We start from the raw sequence: 24,263 nt of genomic DNA on the forward strand, positions 1-24,263 counted from the left end.
CCGTGCAACACATCCAGGCCGACGCGGCCGCGACCGGAACGGGGGTCCGGGCGCGGCCGCGCGCCGTACTGCCCGCCCTCTGCGCCACGCAGATCACCAGCTGGGGAATCGTCTACTACGCCTTCCCCGTCCTCCTGCCACGCCTGACCGCCGGCACGGGATGGTCCGCCAACGCGGCCACGGGCGCGTTCTCCCTCGCGCTCCTCGTCTCGGCCGTCGCCGGAATCCCCATCGGTCGCATCCTGGACCGCCGAGGTCCGCGCGCCGTGATGACCGTCGGCTCCGCACTCGGCACACTCGCACTGCTCCTCATCGCGGCCGCCCCCAACCTGACCGCATTCACCCTCGGCTGGCTGCTCGCGGGCGTCGCCATGGCCGCCACCTTCTACCCGCCGGCCTTCGCCGCCCTCACCCGCTGGTGGGGGCCCGACCGCGTCCGCGCCCTGACCATCGTCGCCCTCGCCGGCGGACTGGCCTCCACCGTCTTCGCCCCCCTGACCGCGCTCCTCGCCGAGCACCTGACCTGGCGGCAGACGTACGCGGTCCTCGCCCTGATCCTCGCGGCCGTCACCATCCCCGCACACGCCCTGGCCCTGCGCGCCCCCTGGCCGGCCGCCCCACCCCCGCCACCCGCCGCGGACCGCACCCCGATCCCCCGCAGCCGCCCCTTCCTCCTCCTGGCCTCGGCCTTCACCCTCTCCGGCTTCGCCATGTACGCGGTGGTCATGGGCCTCATCCCGCTCCTCCTCGAACGCGGCGCCACGCCCACCCAAGCCGCCTGGGCCCTCGGCCTCGGCGGGGCGGGCCAGACCTTCGGCCGCGCCCTCTACGCGAGCCTGTCCCTCCGTACGTCCGTCACCACCCGCACGGCCGTCCTCATCGCCCTCGGCGGCGCCACCACGGCCGCACTCGCCCTCACTCCCGGCCCCGTGGCCCTCCTGGTGCTCCTCGCGGTCCTGGCCGGGGTCGTCCGCGGCAACCTCACCCTCCTCCAGGCCACCGCGGTCACCGACCGCTGGGGCACCACCCACTACGGCCGCCTCTCCGCGCTCCTCGGCGCCCCCGCCCACTTCGCCGCGGCCCTGGCCCCCTGGGCGGCTGCCGCCCTCGCCGGCCCCCTCGGCGGCTACCCGCACCTCTTCGCGGCCCTGGCCGCCCTCTCGCTCCTCGCGACGGCACTCGTGTCCCTGCCCGCCGCGAAAGCCCCTGCGGGGCCGGCGCTGCCCCGTTGATCCACATAGGCCGGCCCGGCCGGGCAGCACGGTCGGCAACCCCGTCACCCGAACCACGACCACCCACGCCCGCACCGGCCGGTATCTCCGCTTACGGATCATGCGCCACCCGCTACACTGACCGCGGCGGCCCGGCCTCACGGCCAGGTCTCCGCACCCGCCTTCGTAGCTCAGGGGATAGAGCACGGCTCTCCTAAAGCCGGTGTCGCAGGTTCGAATCCTGCCGAGGGCACTTCCCGAGGACCCCCCGCCGCAAGGGCTGGGGGTCCTCGTCGCGTTGGGGGCGTTCCGGACGAACGCCGGAGGAGCTCGTACGGGTTTTGGGCGGGCCGACCGGTGACGGCGGAGCCGGGTTCAGCGAGCGGGTGGAGCGGCTGAGCCGGGAGCCGGAGGCACATCTCGGCGGCGAGCAGGAGCAGTTGGTTCCGGTGCTGCGGGCCCGGGCTCCGGGAGCGTGATACGGGCCTCGGCGCCGCCCTCCGGTGGATTGCGGAAGGCGAGGACGGCGCCGAGGACGCGGGCCTGGCCCGCGGCGATGGTCAGACCCAGGCCGTGGCCCTTGTTCATGCCCTCCGTACGGAACCGCTGCGGGCCGGCGGTGAGCAGGTACTCCGGATAGCCGGGGCCCGCGTCCGTCACCGTCACGGTCCGGCCGTCCACCCGGACCGTGACCGGGGCCGCGCCGTGCTTGTGGGCGTTGGCGACGAGGTTGCCGAGGATCCGCTCCAGGCGCCGCCGGTCCGTCTCCACCCGGAGGGACGAGACCACCTCCAGCCGCGTGTCGGTGCCCGAGGCGCGGATCGTACGGGCCGCCAGGGCCGCCACGTCGTACGCGTCCAGGTCCACCCGCTCGCTGCCCGTGTCCAGCCGGGAGATCTCCAGGAGGTCCTCGGTCAGCGCGCGCATCGCCCGGACGCGGTCCCGTACGAGTTCGGCCGGGCGGCCCGGCGGCAGGAGCTCGGCGGCCGCGTTCAAGCCGGTCAGGGGGGTGCGGAGCTCGTGGGCCACGTCCGCCGTGAACCGCTGCTCCGCCTCCAGCTTGCGCTGGAGCGAGGAGGCCATCGTGTCGAGGGCCCGGGAGACCGCCGCGACCTCGTCCTTGCTGCGCCCGCTGTCGTCGACCCGCGCGTCCAGGTCGCCCGCGCTGATCCGGCGGGCCACCTGCGCCGTCAGGTGCAGCCGCCGGGTGATCCGGGTGACGCCGGCCGCGCCGATCAGCAGGGTGCCGCCGATGGCGAACACCGAGGAGCCGAGGATGGCCCGGTCCAGCTCGGCGATCGTCCGCTCGGCCGCGGTGAAGTCCACGGACACGGCTATCGCGGTGTCCTCGTCGGCCGGCGCCGCCGCCCACATCGCGGAGCGGCCGCGGTGTTCGCCGATGGCCGTGGCGCGCTTGCCGGTGAGCGCCCGTGCGCGCAGCTCCGGCGGCAGGCCGACGGGGTCGATGCCCTCGCCGCGTGCCATCCGCGCGCCGATCTCGTACGCCTCGATGGTCCGGTCCAGCTTGGCGAGGGCCTTCTCGCGCGCCGTGCTGACCGTCTGGTGGGTCATGGCGCTGTGGACGAGGCCGCCGAGCAGGGCCGCGAGCCCGCAGCACATGAGGGTGATGAAGACCGCGGCCTTCCAGGTCAGGGTCGAGGTCCAGGCGGGCAGCCGAAGGGTCGTCATCGTCAGGTCACGGTAATGGGCCCGTCCGGGCGCTACGCCACCAGGTCGGCGTAGAAGATGACGTTGTTGGTGCGGTGGCCGTCCTTCAGCTCTCCGCCGCAGGTGAGCAGGCGCAGCTCGGGGCGGCCGGTGTCGCCGTAGACCTTGTCGGTGGGGAAGTCCTTCTTGTTCACGTCCTCGATCTCGCGGATCGCGAACCTGGCGGTCTTCCCGTCCTCGCGCGGGACCTCCACGAGGTCGCCGAGCTTGATCTTCTCGACGTCCTTCATCAGTGCCGGGCCGTGCTGGGTGTCGAAGTGCGCGACGAGGACGGCGACGCCCTTCTCGCCCGGGGTGACGCCCTCGGTCCACCAGCCGGGACTGTTCGCGTCGGTGTCGGCGTCGGGGACCCCGAGCTCGCCGGTCGCGGTGTCCACCTTCAGTTCGACCATCTTCTTCGCGTCCACTCCCGCCGCGTCGATCTTCATGCCGGTCGGCTTGGACCGGGGCAGCGCCGGGGCGCCCCGGCCGGGGTCGGCCGCCGGGGCCGCCGTACTGACGACCTTCGGGTCCGGGGGCAGCGCGGGGCCGGAGCCGGCGCCGCAGGCGGCGAGGGCGCCGGTGAGGGTGACGGCGAGGGCGGTCACCGCCAATGTGCGACGGGCGGGGGCGAGGGTGCGGGGCATGGGAAGGACGCTACGAGGCGGACGTGTGGGTCATCCGTCGGGAAGGTAACGGTTGCCCGGATACTCGCCCGCGAAGTCGTGACGGACGGCCTGACGGCGGTCGTGACGGACGGCGTGACGGCGTTCGTGACGGTGCGAAAAAGCCCTCCCGGCCGCGGCCGGAAGGGCGTCTCGAAAGGGTCAGATCAGTCAGCTCAAGCCTCTGCTGCGCTCGCCGATGCGGTCGCCCTGCGGAGTGCCGGCCCGCTTCAGGGCCGCCTTCGTGTGCGCCCCGCCCTTGACCTTGCTGCGCAGCGGACCGTCGAAGCCGTGGCCCGGCGGGCGCGGCGGGCGGTCCGGCTCCGGCGCGCGGTAGGCCTGTCGGAAGTCCTGCTTCTGCTCTTTGCTCATCCCGTCGTCAACTCCTTCGGGAAGCACCCAATCGGACTACTGGGATGGTATGCAGATATACGCCCCAACGCACCCGGACCGGACGTAAAGGATGGTGGATCAAGGCCGGGGCTGCGCCGGGAGATCCGGCGGCCCCAGCGTGCCGTGGATCAGCTCGTCGGGGCAGGGCGTGCCCCGCGGCAGCTGGTACTTCGCCGCCACCCGGTACTCCCCCGGGGCCGGCGCCAGCAGCTCAGTCCACACGTCGCCCGCGCCGTCCGGCGCCGCCTTGAACAGGCATCCGGCCGTGTTGGCGTATTCCTTCGGAGAGGCCGCCTTCGCCTTCGACGCGAAGGTCTCCTCCGGCGGCGCCACCGGCTTGCCCGCCCCGTTCACGAGCCCCAGCCACGGCGAGTGCGGGATCCGTACGAGCACCCGTCCGGGCTGCTTCACGTCGATGACGAGCCGGTCGGCGCCCGCCCGGACCACCGTCGCCGGCCCGGACACCAGGTCGGTCGGCTGGTGGACCTTGAACAGCTGCCAGTTCGCGTCGCCCCACACCTGCTGGAGGTACGGGAGCCCCTCGCGCAGCAGCTTCGCCTCGTCCTCCCCGCCCGAGTCGGGTTTGTCGGCGGGCAGCACCACGTAGTGCACCGCCCAGCGCTCGAGCCAGGTCCGGTAGTTCTCGGCGGTCAGGGTGTCGTCGTAGAAGAGCGGGTTCCGCTCCAGGTCGGCCTGCCGGTTCCAGCCGCGCGCGAGGTTCACGTACGAGGGGAAGGCCGAGGACTCCCGGTGGCTGCTGGCCGGGACCACCTCGACCCGGCCGCGGTCGGCGCCCGCCTTCTTCAGCTGGTCGACGAGGGGGGCCAGCTCGCGGTTCCAGGCGGCCACCGGGGTGGTGCGGACGATGTCCGTGATGCTGTTGGTGGTGATCCAGATGTTCAGCCCGGCGAAGGCGAGCAGCAGCGCGTACCACCGCCGCGTGCGCGGGACCGCGTACGGGAGGGCCGCGAGCAGCACCGCCCCGCCGAAGAGCATGATCAGACGGGTGACGTTCGAGCCGATCTGGGAGTCGATCGCCCAGGTCAGGAACACCCCGAAGGCGTAGACGGCCGAGGAGATCCGGACCGTCTTCCACCGCTCGGGCACGAGGAACAGCACCGCCAGCGCGAAGACGAACGGCAGCCACGCCGAGCCGAACTTCATCGGCTGCGTCCCGGAGAACGGGAACAGCCAGGACGACAGCCCGACCACGGCCACCGGGGCCAGGCCCAGCGCGTACGCGCCCGGCCGCCGGCCGCTCAGGAACAGCGCGGCCGCGATCACCCCGAGGAAGAGCCCGGCGACCGGGCTGGAGGCGGTCGCGAGCCCCGCCAGCGGAGCCGCCACGGCCGCCTTGGCCCAGCGCCGCTCCGCCCACTTGCGCGGCCAGCAGAAGACGGCGGCGACGGCGCCGAGCGCGAACATCACGCCGAGGCCGAAGGTGACACGGCCCGACAGGGCGTTGCACAGCAGCCCGTACACCCCGGCCAGCGCGGGCCACAGGGGCTCGCGCACGACGCCGCGGCAGCGGGTCAGGACCAGGGCCAGCAGCCCGGCCGAGACGGTGCCCGCGATCATCATCGTGGTACGGACGCCGAGCATGTGCATGAGGTACGGCGAGACCACGCTGTACGAGACGGGGTGCATGCCGCCGTACCAGGCGAGGTTGTACGCCGAGTCGGGGTGGCGGCCCACGAACTCGGCCCAGGCGTCCTGCGCGGCGAGGTCGCCGCCGCTGTTGGCGAAGCTGAAGAACCAGACGACGTGCAGTACCCCTGCGAGCAGCGCCGACACGGCGATGGGGTGGCGGCGGACCCTTTCCAGAGCCCGCGTCCCGAGGCCGCCCGGGGCCGCGGCGGGGGCGGGAGCCGGGGCGGGTCCGGGGGGCGCGGGCACCGCCCCGCCGCCGCCGTGGCCCTCGCCGCGCCGGCCCTCCTGCTGCTGCCGCTGCTCAGCGGTGGTCACTGACGTACTCCCCATCGTCCACGTCCACGTCCCGGACCCAAGACGTGTTCCGGCGCCCCGGGGTTGCCCGGGGCGCCGGATCCGCGCTCTCACCCGGCGGTCAGCCGACGCGCGTCAGCTTGCTGCCGAGACCGGGCGCGGCGAGGTCGCTCTGGAGCGCCACCGGCACCTTCACCTGGCTGGCGCCCTCACCGACGGTGAGCACGCCGATCTCGGTGCCCGCCTTGGCGGTCTGCGGGATCTTGCTGCCGCCGTCGGCCAGCTTCACGTTCACGGTGAGCGAGGCCCAGCCGACCGCCTGCACGTCGGCGGTGGCGACGACCGGGGTCCGGCCGCCGAGCCCGTCGTCCACGTGGCCCACGACCGTGCCCTTCTTCACGACGGGCGCGCCTTCGAGGCTCTTCTGCGTGGCGATCAGCAGCTGCTTGCTGGCGGCGAGGACGCTGTCGATGATCGGCGGCTTGTGCTGGCCGAGGACCGCTCCGACGATCAGCTGGTTGGTGTTGCCGATCTTCTTCTGCGCGGCGAAGAGGAGGTTTCCGCCGGCCTTCGTCGTCGTACCGGTCTTGATGCCCAGCGAGTCGTTGTACGGGACCAGGCCGTTCCAGTTCCGCCACTCCTTGCCCGAGGGGTCGATCCACTTGGGCTTCTTGGTGATGTCGAGCAGCGTCTCGATCTCGACGAGCCGCAGGCCCAGCTTCACCTGGTCCTCGGCGGTGCTGACCGTGGTCGCGTCCAGACCCGAGGGGTCGGTGTACGTGGTGTTGGTCATGCCGAGTTCCTTGGCGGTGTCGTTCATCTTCTTGACGAACGCCTCCTGGGAACCGGCGTCCCAGCGCGCGAGCAGCCGCGCGATGTTGTTGGCCGACGGGATCATGAGGGCGGCGATCGCGTCGTACTCCGAGATCTTGTCGCCCTCCTTGACCGTGTCGAGGGTGGACTCGTTGTTGACCGAGTCGTTCTTCTTGCCCTCGGTCTCGGCCTGCTTGTCCACGTCGATCATCTGGCCCTGCTCACCCTTCTTGATGGGGTGGTCGCGCAGGATGATGTACGCCGTCATCGACTTGGTGACGCTGGCGATCGGCACGGGCTTCTGCTCGCCGGACTGGCCGAGCGTGCCGAGGCCGGCGGCGGCCATGTAGGCCTGGCCCTCGCTGGGCCACGGCAGCTCGGGCTTCGTGCCCTCGAAGGTGTACGAGGCCGGCGCGGTCATCACGAGCTTCGGCTCGGGCAGCGGGCGCACCAGCTGCACGACGGCGAGGATGATCGACAGGAGCACGACGAGCGGGAAGTAGATCTTGAACCGCCGGATCGCGGTGCGGAGCGGGCTCGGCGGCGGGGGCGGGTTGTTCGTGAGGTCCGCCAGCATGTCGAGCGGCGGCTTGGGCGGCAGCGGCTGCTGGGTGGTCCGCTCGCTGCGGTCCAGGGAGGCGGGGGCCGGGGCCGGCGCGGCCGGCGCCGGGGTCTTGGCCTTGGGCTCGGCCTTGGGTTCGGCCTTGGGCTGCTGCCCGGGCTCGTCGGTCCGCAGCGGCACGAAGGTGCTGGCCTTGGGCGGCGCCGAAGCGGAATCGGCGGGGGCCGCCGGCTTCACGGCACGGAACACGGCCGTGCGCTCGCTGTCGTCCGCCTCCGCACCGGCGTCCGCGGCCGGAATCCGAAACACCCCGGTCCGCTCCCGCGGGGCGGGCTCCTTGACGGCGCGGAACGCGGCAGTCCGCTCACTGTCGGCGGCCCGGTCGGCCGGGGCGGCCTTCGGCTGCGCCGAAGCGGAATCGGCGTCAGGCGCGGCGGCGGCCTTGCCGGCCGACGCGTCCTTCGGCGCCGGCGCCGGAGCGGCGTCGGCAGGAGCGGGCTTCGCGGCGCGGAACGCGGTGGTGCGGTCGTCGGCGACCGGCCGCTCCGGCGCCGAAGCGGAATCAGCGTCGGATGCCCGGCCAGGCTTCGCCGGCGCCGAAGCGGAATCGGTCGCGGGCGCGGCGGCGGCCTTCTCCGCCGTCGGCCGCACGGCGCGGAACACGGCCGTGCGCTCGCTGTCGGCGGGCTCGGCGGGCTCGGCGGCCGGGGCGGCCTCGGCCGCCGCCGGAGCGGCGTCGGCAGGAGCCGGCCTCACGGCGCGGAACGCGGTGGTGCGGTCGTCGGCGACCGGCGAAGCGGAATCAGCCTCAGGCGCGGCGGCGGGCTCACCCGTCGGCGCATCCTTCGGCGCCGGCGGCCGCACCGCACGGAACACGGCCGTGCGCTCGCTGTCGGCGGCGGGCTCCGCGGCGGGGGCAGCCTCCGCAGCCACCGGAGCGGAATCGGCAGGCGGTTCGGCGGCGGCCGGCTTCACGGCGCGGAACACGGCCGTGCGCTCACTGTCGGCAGGCTTCGCAGCCGGGGCAGCCTCCGACGCCGCCGAAGCGGAATCGGCCGGCCCGGCCTCGGCCGTATCGGACGGCTCGCCGGCCTCGCCGGACGGCTCCTCGGACGGCTCGTCGGCCGTGGCGACCCAGGCGGCGACCGCGTCGCGGAGCGCGTCCCGGCCGCCGGAACCATCCGCGTCCGGTTCGGCGTCTGCCTCTGCGTCAGCCTCCGCATCCGCATCCGCGTGGTCTGCGTCAGTGCCAGCGTCCGCGTCACCCGAGGGGCCCTCAGGATCCCTCTGCCGGAACACCGACAGCCTCGGATCACGCTCCGCGGAGGTCGACGCCGCCCCCGGCGCTCCTTCATCAACCGACTTGTCGGGGGACTCGCCCGCCACCAGTTCCTCCTCCATCGTCGCCACGTCCGGCTGTCCGAATGTCTAACAGTGTCCCGTCTAGGGGGCATCGCCCCCGTGCTAGACGAGAACGACATAGCTGCGGGTTCCCCCACAAAGCGGCCACGCGCTCTCGACAGATGAATGTGAGAGGCGTCACCCTGTCACTCATCCACGCGGGGAGGCATGGATGGGCAGGAGCCGCAGAACAATTCCGGAGGAGCTTCTGCTGCTCGCCTTGGACCCGGCCACGGGTACCACGGCGCAGCCGCAGTCGCTCGACCTCGGCCTGGCCGGGGCACAGCTAGTGGAGCTGGCTCTGGCAGGACGGATAGCCCCTGACGGGGATCGTATCGCCGTGGTGATGCCACGGCCGACAGGAGATCCGACTCTGGACTCCGCACTGGAACTGCTGCGCAGGCGCGGCAGTCCGGTACGGGCCGTCCACTGGATCGGCGGACCCCGGCTGGGGCTCCGCCAGATTTACCTCGCCCACCTGGAGCGCTGCGGCATGGTCCATGCCGTCGCGGGCCAGATGTGCGGGGTGCTGCCGACGACTCGCTACCAGGCGACGGACACGGCGATCAGCCGGGAGATCCGTGCCCGGCTGGACACGGCGATCCGCACCGGCGTCCCGCCGGACCCGCGGACCGCCGCGCTTGCCGCACTGGCCCACGCGGTCGGACTCGGCAAGCACCTGTACCCCGGCAACGAGGGGCGGTCGTCCAGATCCCGGCTGCGGGACCTGATACGGCACGACCCGATGGGCGGACTCGTGGCGCACGCCGTGATGGACGTCCAGAACGGTGTGGCCGCACAGCCGCGCCGTGACCGCGCCCCGGTACCGCCCGCCCGGGCCACGGCAGGCAGCGTTCCGCTGCAGCCGCGCCGGACGGGTGCGATGGCCCGCGCGGCCGCGCACTGATCCACCGCTCCACCCGCTGCACCCGCTCCACCGCAACGCCTTCACCACGCCGGCGCGCGGGGTGACGAGGCCGGTCCGCCGGTCCCGCCACCCCGCGCGTCTGCCTTTTCCCGGCCGTTCCCCAGCGCCGCGGCACCCTTCGGTGGCAGTCTGCTCAGCATCAGACACGCAGAGAGACAGACAGCTGCACGACAGAAGAAGGCGGAGGTGCCGTTCACGTGGCGTCCAATGTCAATCCCACCGTCCGACGCCGCCGACTGGGCATGGAGTTGCGCAAGCTCCGTGAGGACAAGGGCATGACGGCCGAGCAGGTCGCCGAGCGCCTCCTCGTCTCCCAGTCCAAGATCAGCCGGCTGGAGAACGGCCGCCGGTCCATCAGCCAGCGCGACGTACGCGACCTGTGCGAGGTGTACGAGGTGGAGGACCCCCGGCTCGTGGACTCACTGATGCAGATGGCGAAGGACTCCCGCCAGCAGGGCTGGTGGCACGCCTTCGGCGACATCCCGTACAGCGTCTACATCGGCCTGGAGACGGACGCCGCGAGCCTGCGCACGTACGAGCCCCTCGTGATCCCGGGCCTGCTCCAGACCACCGAGTACGCCCACTCCCTGGTCCGCGGCGCGTGGCCGGAGACCGCTCCGGCCGATGTGGAGAAGCGCGTCCAGGTCCGGATGCACCGCCAGAAGCGGCTCTCCGAGACGGAGAACAACAATCCGGAACTCGGGCCGCTGCGCCTGTGGGCGGTCATCGACGAGGCGGCGCTGCGCCGGCGCGTGGGCGACTCGGAGCTGATGGTGCGGCAGCTGGAGTTCCTGATAGAGCAGTCGGAACAGCCGCACATCACGGTGCAGGTGATGCCCTTCTCGCTCGGCGCGCACCCGGGCGTCAACGGCCAGTACGCGATTCTGGAATTCCCGGACGCGTCCGACTCGACGGTGGTCTACATCGAGGGCGTGACGAGCGACCTGTACCTGGAGAAGGCCAACGACGTGCAGAAGTACAGCGTGATGTACGAGCACCTGCGCGCCCAGGCCCTCAATGTCGACGAGACCCGGCGGTTCATTTCCGGGATCATCGACCACTACGCGGGCAAGGCCGACGAGTCACGATAAAGGCGCAGGAAAGGCCCTGGGGCGAGGGGGAGGGCCGGTACCGTACACCGTCACTCCCCAGCCACAGAAGGCTTGAATGGAATATGCCACTCGGTCGGGTGAATGGCTCCTTCACCCGTGAGGAGCTGCGGGTAGCGTCGATCACGTCGGCCGGAGAAACCAGCCGGCCGACGCGACAAACGGAACTACTCGCTGAACCGGAGAGAAACATGGCTATTCGCCAGGGCGCCACGCACCACTGGACCAAGTCCTCCTATTCCGCCAACGGCGCCTGCGTCGAGGTCAAGTCCCCCGTCATGGAGGCCATCGCGGTCCGCGACTCGAAGGTGCAGGACGGCCCGTCCCTCACCTTCGCGCCCGGCTCCTGGACCTCGTTCGTCGACGGCGTCAACGAGGGCCGGCTGGGGCGCCTCGCCTGAACGTCACGGCATGCACCCCGACGGACCCGAACGCGTTACCCGCAGCACAGGCGTTACCCGCAGCACAGGCAGTACACGCAACACAGGCAGTACAGGCAGTACAAGCCCTCTCGACCGGTCCGCCGTCTTGGCCGAGGGGGCTCGGCCATGTCCGCGTACGTCTACCTCAGCCGGTCGACGTACCGGTCGGTCCCCGGCACCGTCGGGATGAACGGAGCAACCAGCTCCACCCGCCCCAGCCCCGCCTCCGCGACCTCCTCGTCCAGCCCCTGGAAGCGGTCCCAGCAGCTCCGGGGGTCCTGCTCCAGGAACCACAGGAGCGTCAGGCGGGTGTCGACCCCCTCGACCTGCTTGACGTACGTCATCCGGTCGCCGGGCAGCGGCGTCGGCCGGAAGACCGTCACCATCCCGGCCGGGGAGCCGTGCAGCCGCTTCGGCAGGGCCCGGGCGCGCAGCCACTCCAGTAGTTCCGCCCGCTGCTCCGGGCCGTCGGCGTCGACGACGTGCAGCACGAGGCCGGCGTACGGATGGTCGAGGGCGTGGAAGTCCCGCGGACCGGCGGCTCCGTCGCGGTAGACGGTGGCCTCGTGGTCCTGGAAGGCCGTGAACACGTGCGTGCGGTCCTGGTAGACGCGGCCGTCGCGGTTCAGCCTCTTGTTGATGCCCACCGTCCACTTCATGTGCTCGTCGTAGCGGCCCTCGGTGACCCAGTACGTCGACAGGTAGCAGCCGGCCGTGACGGGCTGGGCGACGGCCGACTTCTCCGGGTAGCGCAGTTCCTGGAGGTCGCGGGTGGCGACCCAGCGGCGGCCCGCGTACATCCAGGGCATGGCCATGGCGCCGGCGTAGTAGTGGTCGTCCTCGTACCAGCGGTTGTACGCGTACTCGTGGCCCGGGTGCGGCTCCACCATGGTGATCAGCGCATGGCCGGGCCGGACGCCGTACGGGCCGACGGCCGCGAGCTCGGCGTAGTCCTCGGCGCGGGTGTCCCGCTCTTCTGTCGTCATGCGACCGGTCTAGCTGATGTCGCGTCAGATCGGGAGCCCTCGGCGGCCGTTCACCATGTGACACATAGGTGCCATCTGCATCTTTCTCTGGCTACGATGCCCGCACCCGTCCCGGAGGAGCCACCGTGCCCGCTGCCGCTGCCGCCATCGTCTCCGACTCCGCCGTCGCCCCGCCGCCGGCGTTCGCCTCGCGCGCCACCTCGGTCGGGGGTTCTCCCGTACGCGAGATCCTCGCGCTCACCGAACGCCCCGGGGTGATCTCCTTCGCCGGCGGCCTCCCCGCGCCCGAGCTCTTCGACACCGAGGGCCTGCGGGCCGCGTACGACACCGCCCTCACCGCGTCGGTGCGGCGGGCCCTGCAGTACTCGACCACCGAAGGCGCGCCGGAGCTGCGCGAGGCCGTGGCCCGGCGGGCGACGGCCCGCGGCCTGCCGTCCGGCGCGGACGACGTGCTCGTCACCACGGGCTCCCAGCAGGCCCTCACGCTGCTCACCGCCACGCTGGTCGAGCCCGGGGACGTGGTGCTGGTGGAGAACCCCACGTACCTGGCGGCGCTCCAGTGCTTCGGGATGGCCGGGGCCCGGGTGGTGGCGGTGCCCTGCGACGCGGAGGGCCTGATTCCGGAGGCCCTGGAGGAGATCGTCGCGCGGGAGCGCCCCAAGCTGCTCTACACCGTCCCCACCTTCCAGAACCCGACGGGGCGCACCCTGCCCGGGGCCCGCCGGGCGGCGGTGGCGGGGATCGCGGCGCGGCGGGGCCTGTGGCTGATCGAGGACGACCCGTACGGGGAGCTCCGCTACGAGGGCGCGGAGGTGCCCTGGCTGGCGGCGCACCCCGGAGCGCAGGACCGCACCGCCCTGCTCGGCAGCTTCTCGAAGATCATGGCGCCGGGGCTGCGGCTGGGCTGGCTGCGGGCGCCGGCGGCGCTGCGCCGGGCCGCGGTGGTCGCCAAGCAGGCGGCGGACCTGCACACGTCGACGGTGGACCAGCTGGCCGCCGCGCACTACCTGGCGGCGGTGGACCTGGACGCCCACGTCGCCACGGTCCGCGCGGCCTACCGGGCCCGCCGCGACGCCCTGCTGGCGGGCCTGGCCGGGGCCCTGCCGACGGGCTCGGCCTGGAACCGTCCGGAGGGCGGCATGTTCGTCTGGGCCCGCCTCCCGGAGGGCCACGACGCGACGGCCCTCCTCAGGACGGCCCTCACCCACGACGTGGCCTTCGTCCCGGGATCACCGTTCTTCACGGGCGCGCCGGACCCCCGCACGCTGCGCCTGTCCTTCACGACGCACACCCCGGAGGAGATCACGGAGGGCCTGACCCGCCTGGGACGGGCAGCCCGCGCCTAACCCGACGGGGTCGGCGCGGGGGTGGCCGGGCTGGCCGGGGTGGCCGGGGTCGGCGTGGCCGCGGTCGGCGTAGGCGTGGTCGGGGTAGGCGTGGTCGGCGTAGGGGTGGCCGCGGTCGGCGTGGGCGCGGTCGGCGTGGGGGCCTTCGACTCGGGGGCGACGGGCACGTGCCCCGGATACACGTGGCCGGGGGTCACGATGCTGGTGATCGCCTCACCGAAGAGCGTGCTGGGCTCCTGCCCGTCGTGCAGGACGTCGGTGTTGAGCAGGACGACCAGGGTCGCCTGGGCCTCCGGCAGGTAGACGGTCAGGGTCTCGTACCCGGGGAGCGAGCCGTTGTGGCCGATCCAGCCCTGGATGTCGAAGATGCCCAGCCCGTACCCGGCGCCGGGAATGCCGTTGATCGAGGTGGTCTTCAGCCGCTCGGCCTGGGTCTCCGGCTTCAGCAGGGTGCCGGTGGCCAGGGTGCGGGCCCAGCTGCGCAGGTCCATCAGGTCGGAGATCATCGCTCCCGCGGCCCAGGCCCACGAAGGGTTCCAGTCGGTCGCGTCCACGATCTTCCCGCCGGAGGTCGTGTCGTCGGTGTACCCGCGCGGGTGCGGATCGGGGAAGTGGGCGTCGGTGGGGAAGACCGTCTGCCGCAGCCCGGCCGGCTCCAGCACCTCCTGCCGGATGAACTCCTGGATGGGCTTGCCCCCGACCTTCTCGATCACCAGGCCGAGCAGGATCAGATTCGTGTTGCTGTATTGCCATTTGGCGTTCGGCTCGAACTGCACCGGGTGCCTGAAGGAGTAGTCGAGCAGCTGCTGCGGCGTGAAGGGGCGGGTCGGGCCCGCGGCGAGCGCCTTGCCGAAGTCCGCGTCCAGGCTGTAGTTGAAGAGCCCGCTGCGCATGCCCGCCAGTTGGCGCAGGGTGATGCGGTCCCCGTTGGGGACTCCGCTGATGTACTTGCCGATGGTGTCGTCGAGGGCCAGCTTGCCCTGGTCGACGAGTTGGAGGAGGGCGGTGACCGTGAACGTCTTGGTCTCACTGCCGATCCGTATGTTGAAGCCGGTCTCCATGGGGGAGCCCGTGGCCTTGTCGGCCACGCCGAAGGTCCGCACGTAGCTCCCCTTGCCGGGCGCCCACAGGCCCACGATCACGCCCGGCACCTGCGCCTCGCGCAGGACCCGCTGCACGGCGGCGTCCAGCTTCGCCGCGACGGCCGGAGTGAGCTCCGGGAACTCCGCTCCACCGTCCGGTGAAGGGGTGGCGGAGACGGACGGCTCCGGGGTGGGAGCCCCGTACACGGGGCCCGCGAGGGCCGGGGCGACGAGCAGACCTGCTGCGGCAGCGGCCACGCAGGCCCGGCGCAGCCGTGTGTGGGTCGGACTCACGGCATGCCTCCTGTCGTACGGGGGAGGTCCCCATGACATACGGGCGCACGTACGAGTACGCGGACCGCGCACGCGGACCACGGCAGCACGACCAGCGTAGGCCCGCCCCGACCCGGTCGCGAGGCGAGCCCGCCCCGGGGGCCGCCCGAGGGGCCCGCCCGCGGGAACCCGGCCCCCGCCCCACCCCTTCACATCGCGCGGCCGGAACCCTAGCCTGACGAGCCGTCAGATACGTAACTCCTGGAGGCCCGTCATGCTGCTGCAAGGGAAGACCGTCATCGTCTCCGGGGTCGGGGCCGGGCTCGGGCACCAGGTTGCCGCCGCCGTGGTGCGGGACGGCGGGAACGCCGTGCTCGGAGCGCGTACCGAGGCGAATCTGGCCAAGTCCGCCGCCGAGATCGACCCCGACGGGGCGCACACCGCCCACCTGTCCACCGACATCGGCGACGAGCGGCAGTGCGAGGCCCTCGCCGCGCTCGCGCAGGAGCGTTTCGGCCGGATCGACGCCGTCGTGCACGTCGCCGCCTGGGACTCGTACTTCGGCGGCCTGGAGGATGCCGACTTCGGGACCTGGCAGCAGATCCTCGACGTGAACCTGCTGGGGACGCTCCGGATGACCCGGGCCTGCCTGCCCGCGCTCAAGCAGAACGGCGGCTCCGTCGTCATCATCGGCACGCAGTCCGCCGTCGCCGCGCCGAGCGAGGTCCAACAGGCCGCGTACGCCGCCTCCAAAGGGGCGCTGACCTCCGCCATGTACTCCATGGCCCGCGAGCTCGGCCCGCACCGGATCCGGGTCAACACCGTGCTCCCGGGCTGGATGTGGGGCCCGCCCGTGCAGGCCTTCGTCACCTTCACCGCCCACAGCGAGAACGTCCCTGAGGCCGAGGTCCATGCCCGTCTCACCCGGCGCATGGCGCTGCCCGACCTCGCCACCGACGGGGACGTCGCCGACGCCGCCGTCTTCCTCGCCTCCGACCGGGCGCGGGCGATAACCGGCCAGTCGCTGCTGGTCAACGCTGGTGAGCTGATGCGATGAGCATCCCGGCGACCGCCCCGTGCCCGTACCACCGGATCGTATGCTCGGGCCCATGACCACTCCGAGTGATGCTCCGACCGACAACGCGATGCGCCGCGCGCTCCGGCGGGCACGCGACGGCGTCGCGCTCGACGCGACCGAGGCGGCCGTACTCCTCCAGGCGCGCGGCGAGGCGCTCGAGGACCTCGCCGCCTCCGCCGCACGCGTCAGGGACGCCGGGCTCGCCGCCGCCGGGCGGACCGGTGTCATCACCTACTCGAAGAGCGTGTTCATCCCCCTGACCCGGCTGTGCCGCGACAAGTGCCACTACTGCACGTTCGCCACCGTCCCCGGCAAGCTCCGCCGCTCCGGCCACGGGATGTACATGTCCCCGGACGAGGTCCTCGACATCGCCCGCCGCGGCGCCGCACTCGGCTGCAAGGAAGCCCTCATCACCCTCGGCGACAAGCCCGAGGACCGCTGGCCCGAGGCGCGCGAGTGGCTCGAAGCGGAGGGCTACAACGACACCATCTCCTACGTACGGGCCATCTCCATCCGGATCCTGGAGGAGACCGGCCTGCTCCCCCACCTCAACCCGGGGGTGATGTCCTGGGCCGACTTCCAGCGGCTCAAGCCCGTCGCCCCGTCCATGGGCATGATGCTGGAGACCACGGCCACCCGCCTGTGGTCCGAGCCGGGAGGCCCGCACCACGGCTCCCCGGACAAGGAACCGGCGGTCCGGCTGCGCGTGCTGGAGGACGCCGGGCGTTCCTCCGTGCCGTTCACGAGCGGCCTGCTCATCGGCATCGGCGAGACCTACCAGGAGCGCGCGGAGTCCCTCTTCGCGCTGCGCCGGGTCTCCCGCGCCTACCACGGCATCCAGGAGCTGATCATCCAGAACTTCCGCGCCAAGCCGGACACGGCGATGCGCGGGATGCCGGACGCCGAACTGGACGACCTCGTCGCCACGATCGCCGTCGCCCGGCACATCATGGGCCCGTCCGCCTGCCTGCAGGCGCCGCCCAACCTGGTCGACGGGGAGTACGCACGCCTGATCGGAGCCGGGATCGACGACTGGGGCGGCGTCTCGCCGCTGACTCCCGACCACGTCAACCCCGAGCGCCCGTGGCCCCAGATCGACGTGCTGGCCGAGCAGTCCGCGGCGGCCGGCTTCGAGCTGCGCGAACGGCTCTGCGTGTATCCCGAGTTCGTACAGCGCGGCGAGCCGTGGCTCGACCCGCGGCTGCTGCCGCACGTCCGCGCGCTGGCCGACCCGCGGACCGGACTGGCGAACGAGTCCGCCGAGGTCACGGGCCTGCCGTGGCAGGAGCCGGACGAGGGCTTCACCGCGTACGGGCGCACCGACCTGCACACCGCGATCGACACCGAGGGCCGCACCGGCGACCGCCGCGAGGACTTCGACCACGTCTACGGCGACTGGGACGCCCTGCGCGAGGCGGCCGCGCCCGGGATGCTGCCCGAGCGCATCGACACCGACGTACGGGCCGCACTCGCACAGGCCGCCGACGATCCGACCGGACTCACCGACGCGCAGGCCCTCGCCCTGCTGCACGCCGACGGGCCGGCCCTGGACGCGCTCTGCCGGATCGCCGACGACCTGCGGAAGTCGGTGGTCGGGGACGAGGTCACCTACATCGTCACGCGCAACATCAACTTCACCAACGTCTGCTACACCGGCTGCCGCTTCTGCGCCTTCGCGCAGCGCCGCACGGACGCCGACGCGTACACGCTGTCCCTGGACCAGGTCGCCGACCGGGCCGCCCAGGCCTGGGAGGTGGGGGCGGTCGAGGTGTGCATGCAGGGCGGCATCCACCCGGACCTGCCCGGGACGGCGTACTTCGACATCGCGCGGGCGGTGAAGCAGCGCGTCCCCGGCATGCACGTGCACGCCTTCTCGCCGATGGAGGTCGTCAACGGGGCCACGCGCACCGGCATGTCCGTACGGGACTGGCTGACGGCCGCCAAGGAGGCCGGTCTGGACTCCATCCCGGGCACGGCGGCGGAGATCCTGGACGACGAGGTGCGGTGGGTCCTGACCAAGGGCAAGCTGCCGACGGCGGACTGGATCGACGTCGTCACCACCGCGCACGAACTCGGCATCCGGTCCTCGTCCACGATGATGTACGGGCACGTGGACCAGCCGCGGCACTGGCTCGGGCACTTCCGCACCCTGGTCCGGATCCAGCAGGAGGCCCTGGCCAAGAACGTCGCCGGGTTCACGGAGTTCGTGACGCTGCCGTTCATCCACACCAACGCGCCCGTGTACCTGGCGGGCATCGCCCGGCCCGGGCCGACGGTCCGCGACAACCGGGCGGTGACGGCGATGGCGCGCATCCTGCTCCACCCGTACATCCCGAACATCCAGACCAGCTGGGTGAAGCTGGGAGCCGAGGGCGCCGCGGAGATGCTCCGGTCCGGGGCGAACGACCTGGGCGGGACCCTGATGGAGGAGACGATCTCGCGGATGGCGGGATCAAGTTACGGCTCGTACAAGTCGGTCCGGGACCTGATCGCCGTCGCCGAGGCGGCCGGGCGGCCCGCGAAGGCCCGTACGACGGTGTACGGGGAGGTGCCGCAGGAGCGGCAGGACGCGGCCCGCGCCTCGGACGGTCACCTGCCGGAGCTGCTGCCCGTACTGGACTAGGACTGGCCACCAGCCGGGCGGCGGCCGAAAATATTCGCTTTCCGGCCGTTCTCCGCATGCTTACGGACCGCTTGACGGGCCGCTTCCGGATCCGACCGAAGCTGTCCACTACAGTGCGCGCCAGTGCTGCCGCGGCGACGGCCGCAGGCACGGGCAGGGGGACGGTGAGGACGATGGACGCGACAACCGGCGCGGGCGCGGCGGTCATTCAGGGCACCCCGACGGGCCCGGGCGGCCACCCCGCCCCGGCCCCGCCACCGACCCCCGGCACCCCGCCCACGGCCGCCCCGCCCACGGCGGAGGCGCACGCCCACGGCCCGGCCTCGACCGACGGCCGGGGCACGGCGCACGCCCACGCCCACGGCCCGGCGCAGCCGACCGACGGCCGGGGCACGGCCGTGGGACCCGGCGGCCGCGCCGCAGCCGGCCGTGCCGCGGGCCCGGCCACCGGCCTGTGGGGCCGCTTCGAGCAGCAGGACTTCCGCAGCCGGGTCCGCGGCACCCTCCTCGGCTCCGCCATCGGCGACGCCTTCGGCGCACCCGTCGGCCCGCTCACCCTCGACGCCATCCGCGAGGAACACGGCCCGCACGGCCTGACCACGCCCACCGCCACCCCCGTCACCGCCGCCACCCAGCTCACCCTCTTCACCGTGGACGGCCTCATACGGGCCCACGTACGCCGGGACACCGGCGCCTGGCACCCGCCCACCGACGTCCACCGCGCCTACCTCCGCTGGGCCGCCACCCAGCACGACTGGGGCCCCGACGAGCGCCGCAAGGACAACGGCTGGCTCGCCCGGCAGGAGTGGCTCTACGCCCGCCGCAACCCGGACCGCGCCTGCCTGACCGGCTTCGCCGACGAGGTCCTGGGCACCCTCGCCCACCCCAAGAACCCCACCGCCCGCAACGCCGCGGCCACCACCCGCTCCGCGCCCTTCGGGCTGCTCGTCGGCTGGGAGCCGGCCCTGGTCCTCCAGCTCGCCGTCGAATGCGCCGCGCAGAGCCACGGCCACCCCACCGCCCACCTCTCGGCCGGCGCCTTCGCCCTCGTCGTCCACGGCCTGACCCGCGGCGAATCCCCGGACTCCGCCGTCCAGCGCGCCCTCGGCCTCCTCGGCAGCCGCCCCGGCCACCAGCCCGTCACCGACGCCCTCCAGCGGGCCCTGGCCGCCGTCACCCAGGGCGCACCCGCCCCCGCGACCGTCGAAGCCCTCGCCACCGGCGACGCCGAAGCCGCCCTGGCCGTCGCCGTCTACTGCGCCCTGGTCGCGGAGGACGTCCCGCACGGCCTGCGCCTCGCCGTGAACCACAGCGGGGACTCCGCCGCCACCGGCGCCCTGTGCGGGGCGCTCCTCGGTGCCCTGCACGGCGAGACCGCCCTCCCGGCCGCCTGGCTCGCCGAACTCGAAGGACGTGCCACGCTGCTGGAGCTCGCCGACGACTTCGCGCTGGAGATGACCCAGGGCCCGGCCCTGCACGGCCCCGCGGCCGCCTCCCCCGGCTGGCTGGCCCGCTATCCGCGCGGCTGACGCCCCCTCAACATTCGCGCTCCCAGCCCGTACCGTTGCGTGTCCCACGTCTCGGAGGTGCCAGAAGCCATGCGGATCGCCACGACCATCTTCCTCACCGACCGCACCGTCTCGCCCGTCCGCCTCGCACGCAGCCTGGAGGAGCGGGGCTTCGCCGGCCTCTACCTGCCGGAGCACACCCACATCCCGGTCACCCGCGACACCGCCGCCCCCATGGGCGGCGACCTCCCCGAGATGTACGGGCGCACCCTCGACCCCTTCGTGGCCCTCGGCCAGGCCGCCGCCGTGACCGAGCGCCTCCACCTCGGCACCGGCATCACGCTGGTGGCGCAGCACGACCCGATCGACCTCGCCAAGCAGATCGCCACGCTCGACCACCTCTCGGGCGGCCGTTTCACCCTGGGGATCGGCTACGGCTGGAACGTCGAGGAGGCCGCCGACCACGGCGTCGACTGGCGCACCCGCCGCGAGCTGGTCCGCGACCGGATGGCCCTGATGCGGGCCCTGTGGGCCCCCGAACCGACCGCGTATGTCGGCGAATTCTCCTCCGTCCAGGCCAGCCACGCCCACCCGAAGCCGGTCCAGGCCCCGCGCGAACTCGGCCCCGGCGTCCCCCTGTACGGCCCCCGCACCCTCCTCGGCGGCCAGGCCGGCCCGAAGCTCTTCACCGCCATCGCCGACCACGCCGACGGCTGGCTCCCGATCGGCGGCCGCGGCCTCACCGAGTCCCTGCCGGTGCTGCGCCGCTTCTGGGAGACCGCCGGCCGCGACCCGAAGTCCCTCCAGGTGGTCCCGTACGCCGTCCAGCCCACCCCCGGCAAGATGGGCCACTACGCCGACCTCGGCATCGAGGAGGTCGTCCTCCAGCTCCCCTCCGCCCCGGAACCGGAGGTCCTGCGCACCCTGGACGAGTTCGCGCGGTACCTCTGAACCGGGATTTCGACGGGAGCCTCCCGCAGGCGCTGCCCCGGGAGGGCGGAGTAGCGTGGGTAGTGGTGCACCGCCCGGCTGTCGGCCGTCCGCTGTCGGTTGCGTCTCATCCTCTGCACAAGGAGGACCACGCATGTCCAGACCACCGCAACCACCGCAACCACCGCCGCCGCGGAACAATCCCGTGCTCGCCGTCGCCTCACTCGTGTGCGTGCTGCTCCTCGGACTCACCGGAGCAAACGCCCCCCTCCCGTCCGTCGACGACACGGAGGACCTCCGCGTGGGCCAGTGCTTCGACACGGACGACGACCTGAAGGACTACGAGGCCGAGGAGGGTACGGAAGCCGCCACGACCGTGACCGTCGTGCCGTGCAGCGAGCCGCACGAGGCGGAGGTGTTCGCCGTCTTCCCGCAGCCGGACGGCCCGTACCCGGGCGAGGAGAAGATCGTCGCGATCGCCGACGACAAGTGCACCGGCAAGGCGCTCACCGACTACGTGGGCGAGTCCGCGAAACTCCCGAAGACGCTGCAGGTCTTCCACTACACGCCGAAGGCCACCAGCTGGACCTTCGGAGACCGCGACATCACCTGCTTCCTGGGCGACAGCAGCGGCTCCAGCACCGGCTCGGTCCGCGCCACCACTTCCACTGGCTGAAGGTGACAGCCGGTCCGGGGGCGGGTGGTGGCGTTGGCGGAGGTGTCGGCCGTGGCGTTGGCGTATGCGTTGGCGCCCGCGAGCCGGAGCGCGTTGCGGGGCGGGACCACAAGGGCCTGATGCCCCCGGGGCTCATCAGGGAGGGTTTGGGGGTTTCCCGCCAGTCCCACTGTCTCTCCGGGGCGGGCCGCCCTGTCAAGGGCGCTCCTTCGTCGCGTCGCTGCGCGATGGCCTCCGGCCACCCTTGACAGACCGACCCGCCCCGGAAAGACAAGGACCGGCGGGAACCCCCCAAAAGAACGGTCACGGGGGACGGACGGACACACGGGTCCCTCAGTGAGGCCGGGCGGGTCGGGGGTGGCCCAACCCGCCCCGGGCAGCGGCCGGAAGCCTCTCGGAAGCCCCCGGCCGCACCAGATCGCTACGCGCTGCCCCCGTCTCGGCGTCCGTCGACCGTCCGTGGCCGGGCAGTGCGCGTGCGTCAGCGCTTGAGCGTGAAGGTGAAGTCGCCGGAGAGCTTGCCGCTCAACCGGACCGCCGAAACGATTCTTCCCTCCGCGATCAACCTCTCGACCTCGGCCCGCGAAAGACCGCACCCTTCAGCGATCAGTCGCACGGGGCGGACAGGGATCCGCGCCGCGAAGCGGACCGACACGTCGATCACCTCGCGGTCCAGGTGATCCGATCCGCCGGTGTCGAGGCGCCAGGCGTCGTCCCAGTCGAGGGCGACGCGATTGCGGCGCCGCATGACCGGGTCCTGGAGCAGTTCGGCTGCCAGGCCGGGGTCGTTGTCGTGCATCCGATCCAGCAGCTCAGGAGGTACGGAGCGTACGTTCGTCCGTTCCAGCACCGTGAGCTTTGCCGTGTCCCCGCACCCCGCACAGAGCACGAGGAGCCAGGCGTCCAGGAGTTTGTGGTGGGCGTTGACGCGAAACTTGCCGTTCGCCCGGAAGCGCTCGGACGCGCACGCGTGGCAACGGCGGAGAACGGTCGGCAGACAGGTGGGCATGACCACCCAGTTATTGAGCACAGAAGTACACCGGTTCCAGTGAGAAGTCCGCAGCAAAAAGCAGCGCGGCGCACCTGCGCGACGCGCGACACATCAGCTCTCGGGAGGTCTCACAGGGTGTACAACGGACGTCCTTGCCTAGACGACTTGGTGCGGCAGCACGGTAACGGCGCCCAGCAGCCCGCTTCCACTGGTTTTCCCAAAGCCTGCACGCCGAGCCCCTCCCCCCCCACCACCCGGCATCACCATCCGGCATCACCATCCGGTGCGTGCAGGACCCCAGACGGCCGCCGGACGCCAAGACAAGAGGAGCGCGTAGCGATCCGACGCGCCCACCCCCTCCCCCGGTGCTTCTCATCACCATCCGGTGCGGGTATCAGCCCCAGACGGCCGCCGGACGCCGAGACAAGAGGAGCGCGTAGCGATCTGACGCGCATGTCGGCCCCTGCCCCGCCCCGGCTTCGCTTTCCGGTCGGCCCGGGCGGGGGTGTACCGGCCAGAGGCCAGGCCCTGCGTCCCTGATGCCCCCTGCCCGTGATCGTGAACCAGTGGACCGTTCTTTTGGGGGCTTCCCGACAGTCCTTGTCTTTCCGGGGCGGGACGGCCTGTCAAGGGTGGCCGAAGGCCATCGCGCAGCGACGCGACGAAGGAGCGCCCTTGACAGGGCGGCCCGACCCGGAGAGACAGTGGGACTGACGGGAAACCCCCAAACCCTCCCTGATGAGCCCCGAGGGCATCAGGCCCCCCGAAGCCGGAGCCGGAACCGGATCAGGAGCCGGATCAGGAGCCGGAACCCGAGCCAGAGGCGGCCCAGAACCGCGCCAGGGCCGCCTCCTTGTAGGGCTGCGGGCTCACGCTCAGGTCGCCCGCGAAGGGGCGGTCCAGGGCGACGACCAGCAGCAGGCTGAACCCGATGAGTCCGGCGACCGCCGATACGAACAGCAGCTGCATCTTCAGACTCCGCAACCCGAACAGGAACGTGAGCGGAAGGATCACCAACGCGCCGCCGTACACGAGCACTTGCAGCAGCACCGGCAGCGAGGTCTCGGCCATCGACACGCGCGCGCGGCGCTGTGCGGCGACGTCGTTGAGGTGGCTGACGGCTTCCGCGTAGAAGGTCTCGGCACGGGTGCCGGTCGGTTCGTACGCCTGGAGGGCCTGGTACAGGGCATGGGTCTGCTGCGCGGTCGCGTCGTAACTGGGCCTCCCCTGACGCATCAGCGGCCACTGCACCTCGACGACGGCGTGCGCGTACGCGCCCACGGCCTCCTGCACGCGCGCGCGGTCGGCCGGCGGGAAGGTGTCGGCGCTGCGCACGACCAGGGCCAGGTCGGTGGCCTCGGTCGCGACGATGGTCTGGGTGTTCTCGAGCTGCGTCCAGAGCGTGACGACGACGAAGGCCAGGATGATGCCGTAGATGGCACCGAACATGCCGAGCGCGACCCCGACCATCTCGTTGTGCTCGCCCCGCGCGAGGTGCGGGAAGCGCCGGCGGGCGGCCAGGCTGCCGACCACGGAAAGGCCGATGAGGCCGCCGACGAGCAGGACGGCGATGACGAACGTGCTGAGGTGATTGAGCAACCAGAGGATCATGCGC

At 72.5% G+C, this 24,263-nt stretch carries 19 protein-coding genes and 1 tRNA gene; 11 read left to right on the top strand and 9 right to left on the bottom strand.

All coding sequences use genetic code 11. The features are described from left to right. The first annotated feature begins 2 nt into the window (after positions 1 to 2). Both ACZ6I1_RS05960 and ACZ6I1_RS05965 read left to right on the top strand, forming a co-directional pair. Positions 3 to 1,232, top strand: a complete 1,230-nt coding sequence (locus tag ACZ6I1_RS05960; RefSeq protein WP_469283563.1) for an MFS transporter — start codon at positions 3 to 5, stop codon at positions 1,230 to 1,232. 159 nt (positions 1,233 to 1,391) lie between these two features. Beyond that, positions 1,392 to 1,464 (top strand) — tRNA-Arg (locus tag ACZ6I1_RS05965). A 122-nt stretch (positions 1,465 to 1,586) separates the two neighbouring features. Here the strand turns inward: ACZ6I1_RS05965 and ACZ6I1_RS05970 are convergent. The 5 genes from ACZ6I1_RS05970 to ACZ6I1_RS05990 form a co-directional block, all read right to left on the bottom strand. Then, a complete protein-coding gene (locus ACZ6I1_RS05970) occupies positions 1,587 to 2,900 on the bottom strand; it encodes an ATP-binding protein (RefSeq protein ID WP_469283565.1) in 1,314 nt (437 codons plus the stop codon). 32 nt (positions 2,901 to 2,932) lie between these two features. Beyond that, on the bottom strand, positions 2,933 to 3,565 hold the full coding sequence (locus tag ACZ6I1_RS05975; RefSeq protein WP_469283567.1) for a sortase domain-containing protein: 633 nt from the start codon (positions 3,563 to 3,565) through the stop codon (positions 2,933 to 2,935). Positions 3,566 to 3,754: 189 nt separating this feature from the next. After that, a complete protein-coding gene (locus ACZ6I1_RS05980; protein ID WP_469283569.1) occupies positions 3,755 to 3,955 on the bottom strand; it encodes a hypothetical protein in 201 nt (66 codons plus the stop codon). A gap of 99 nt (positions 3,956 to 4,054) precedes the next feature. Then, a complete protein-coding gene (locus ACZ6I1_RS05985; RefSeq protein ID WP_469283571.1) occupies positions 4,055 to 5,941 on the bottom strand; it encodes an MFS transporter in 1,887 nt (628 codons plus the stop codon). Positions 5,942 to 6,041: 100 nt separating this feature from the next. Further along, on the bottom strand, positions 6,042 to 8,696 hold the full coding sequence (locus tag ACZ6I1_RS05990; RefSeq protein WP_469283829.1) for a D-alanyl-D-alanine carboxypeptidase family protein: 2,655 nt from the start codon (positions 8,694 to 8,696) through the stop codon (positions 6,042 to 6,044). A gap of 172 nt (positions 8,697 to 8,868) precedes the next feature. Here ACZ6I1_RS05990 and ACZ6I1_RS05995 point away from each other — a divergent pair, with 172 nt between their 5' ends. The 3 genes from ACZ6I1_RS05995 to ACZ6I1_RS06005 all read left to right on the top strand — a co-directional run bounded on the left by ACZ6I1_RS05995 (position 8,869) and on the right by ACZ6I1_RS06005 (position 11,134). Then, a complete protein-coding gene (locus tag ACZ6I1_RS05995) occupies positions 8,869 to 9,603 on the top strand; it encodes a GOLPH3/VPS74 family protein (RefSeq protein WP_362594380.1) in 735 nt (244 codons plus the stop codon). Between the two features lie 218 nt (positions 9,604 to 9,821). Continuing rightward, on the top strand, positions 9,822 to 10,715 hold the full coding sequence (locus tag ACZ6I1_RS06000) for a helix-turn-helix domain-containing protein (RefSeq protein WP_469283573.1): 894 nt from the start codon (positions 9,822 to 9,824) through the stop codon (positions 10,713 to 10,715). Between the two features lie 209 nt (positions 10,716 to 10,924). After that, positions 10,925 to 11,134, top strand: a complete 210-nt coding sequence (locus tag ACZ6I1_RS06005; RefSeq protein ID WP_362304148.1) for a DUF397 domain-containing protein — start codon at positions 10,925 to 10,927, stop codon at positions 11,132 to 11,134. A 161-nt stretch (positions 11,135 to 11,295) separates the two neighbouring features. Here ACZ6I1_RS06005 and ACZ6I1_RS06010 read toward each other — a convergent pair whose 3' ends face one another. Beyond that, positions 11,296 to 12,141 (bottom strand): hypothetical protein, encoded by an 846-nt coding sequence (locus tag ACZ6I1_RS06010; protein WP_469283577.1) that lies wholly within the window; start codon positions 12,139 to 12,141, stop codon positions 11,296 to 11,298. A 125-nt stretch (positions 12,142 to 12,266) separates the two neighbouring features. On the opposite strand from ACZ6I1_RS06010, the gene ACZ6I1_RS06015 reads away from it, so the two are divergent. Continuing rightward, positions 12,267 to 13,487, top strand: a complete 1,221-nt coding sequence (locus tag ACZ6I1_RS06015) for an aminotransferase-like domain-containing protein (RefSeq protein WP_469283579.1) — start codon at positions 12,267 to 12,269, stop codon at positions 13,485 to 13,487. Here the strand turns inward: ACZ6I1_RS06015 and ACZ6I1_RS06020 are convergent. After that, positions 13,484 to 14,863 (bottom strand): serine hydrolase domain-containing protein, encoded by a 1,380-nt coding sequence (locus tag ACZ6I1_RS06020; RefSeq protein WP_469283582.1) that lies wholly within the window; start codon positions 14,861 to 14,863, stop codon positions 13,484 to 13,486. The two genes, ACZ6I1_RS06015 and ACZ6I1_RS06020, sit on opposite strands and share 4 nt — an antisense overlap. Before the next feature lie 253 nt (positions 14,864 to 15,116). Between ACZ6I1_RS06020 and ACZ6I1_RS06025 the strand changes: the two genes are divergently transcribed. From ACZ6I1_RS06025 to ACZ6I1_RS06045, 5 genes are all read left to right on the top strand, one after another. Further along, entirely contained in the window at positions 15,117 to 15,899 is a 783-nt protein-coding gene (locus tag ACZ6I1_RS06025; RefSeq protein ID WP_469283583.1) for an SDR family oxidoreductase, read from the top strand. A 52-nt stretch (positions 15,900 to 15,951) separates the two neighbouring features. Further along, positions 15,952 to 18,543 (top strand): bifunctional FO biosynthesis protein CofGH, encoded by a 2,592-nt coding sequence (locus tag ACZ6I1_RS06030; RefSeq protein ID WP_469283585.1) that lies wholly within the window; start codon positions 15,952 to 15,954, stop codon positions 18,541 to 18,543. 398 nt (positions 18,544 to 18,941) lie between these two features. Continuing rightward, a complete protein-coding gene (locus ACZ6I1_RS06035) occupies positions 18,942 to 20,072 on the top strand; it encodes an ADP-ribosylglycohydrolase family protein (protein WP_469283831.1) in 1,131 nt (376 codons plus the stop codon). A 69-nt stretch (positions 20,073 to 20,141) separates the two neighbouring features. Continuing rightward, a complete protein-coding gene (locus ACZ6I1_RS06040) occupies positions 20,142 to 21,002 on the top strand; it encodes a TIGR03619 family F420-dependent LLM class oxidoreductase (RefSeq protein ID WP_469283588.1) in 861 nt (286 codons plus the stop codon). A 133-nt stretch (positions 21,003 to 21,135) separates the two neighbouring features. Further along, positions 21,136 to 21,657 carry a septum formation family protein gene (locus ACZ6I1_RS06045; RefSeq protein WP_469283590.1) on the top strand — a complete coding sequence of 174 codons (522 nt, stop codon included), beginning with the start codon at positions 21,136 to 21,138 and terminating at the stop codon, positions 21,655 to 21,657. 481 nt (positions 21,658 to 22,138) lie between these two features. Here ACZ6I1_RS06045 and ACZ6I1_RS06050 read toward each other — a convergent pair whose 3' ends face one another. Both ACZ6I1_RS06050 and ACZ6I1_RS06055 read right to left on the bottom strand, forming a co-directional pair. Then, positions 22,139 to 22,687: a DUF1062 domain-containing protein gene (locus ACZ6I1_RS06050; protein WP_469283592.1), complete on the bottom strand. Its 549-nt coding sequence runs from the start codon at positions 22,685 to 22,687 to the stop codon at positions 22,139 to 22,141. 759 nt (positions 22,688 to 23,446) lie between these two features. After that, entirely contained in the window at positions 23,447 to 24,259 is an 813-nt protein-coding gene (locus ACZ6I1_RS06055) for a bestrophin-like domain (RefSeq protein WP_469283833.1), read from the bottom strand. Between the last annotated feature and the right edge of the window lie 4 nt (positions 24,260 to 24,263).

The organism is Streptomyces sp. NPDC046303, assembly GCF_055588085.1.

Bases quoted from the DNA above. Each gene is read 5' to 3' on its own strand.
- ACZ6I1_RS06040 (WP_469283588.1), top strand. From the start codon at position 20,142: ATGCGGATCGCCACGACCATCTTCCTCACCGACCGCACCGTCTCGCCC.
- ACZ6I1_RS06025 (WP_469283583.1), top strand. From the start codon at position 15,117: ATGCTGCTGCAAGGGAAGACCGTCATCGTCTCCGGGGTCGGGGCCGGG.
- ACZ6I1_RS06055 (WP_469283833.1), bottom strand. From the start codon at position 24,259: ATGATCCTCTGGTTGCTCAATCACCTCAGCACGTTCGTCATCGCCGTC.
- ACZ6I1_RS05980 (WP_469283569.1), bottom strand. From the start codon at position 3,955: ATGAGCAAAGAGCAGAAGCAGGACTTCCGACAGGCCTACCGCGCGCCG.
- ACZ6I1_RS06045 (WP_469283590.1), top strand. From the start codon at position 21,136: ATGTCCAGACCACCGCAACCACCGCAACCACCGCCGCCGCGGAACAAT.
- ACZ6I1_RS06030 (WP_469283585.1), top strand. From the start codon at position 15,952: ATGACCACTCCGAGTGATGCTCCGACCGACAACGCGATGCGCCGCGCG.
- ACZ6I1_RS05975 (WP_469283567.1), bottom strand. From the start codon at position 3,565: ATGCCCCGCACCCTCGCCCCCGCCCGTCGCACATTGGCGGTGACCGCC.
- ACZ6I1_RS05990 (WP_469283829.1), bottom strand. From the start codon at position 8,696: ATGGAGGAGGAACTGGTGGCGGGCGAGTCCCCCGACAAGTCGGTTGAT.
- ACZ6I1_RS06005 (WP_362304148.1), top strand. From the start codon at position 10,925: ATGGCTATTCGCCAGGGCGCCACGCACCACTGGACCAAGTCCTCCTAT.
- ACZ6I1_RS05970 (WP_469283565.1), bottom strand. From the start codon at position 2,900: ATGACGACCCTTCGGCTGCCCGCCTGGACCTCGACCCTGACCTGGAAG.
- ACZ6I1_RS06010 (WP_469283577.1), bottom strand. From the start codon at position 12,141: ATGACGACAGAAGAGCGGGACACCCGCGCCGAGGACTACGCCGAGCTC.
- ACZ6I1_RS05995 (WP_362594380.1), top strand. From the start codon at position 8,869: ATGGGCAGGAGCCGCAGAACAATTCCGGAGGAGCTTCTGCTGCTCGCC.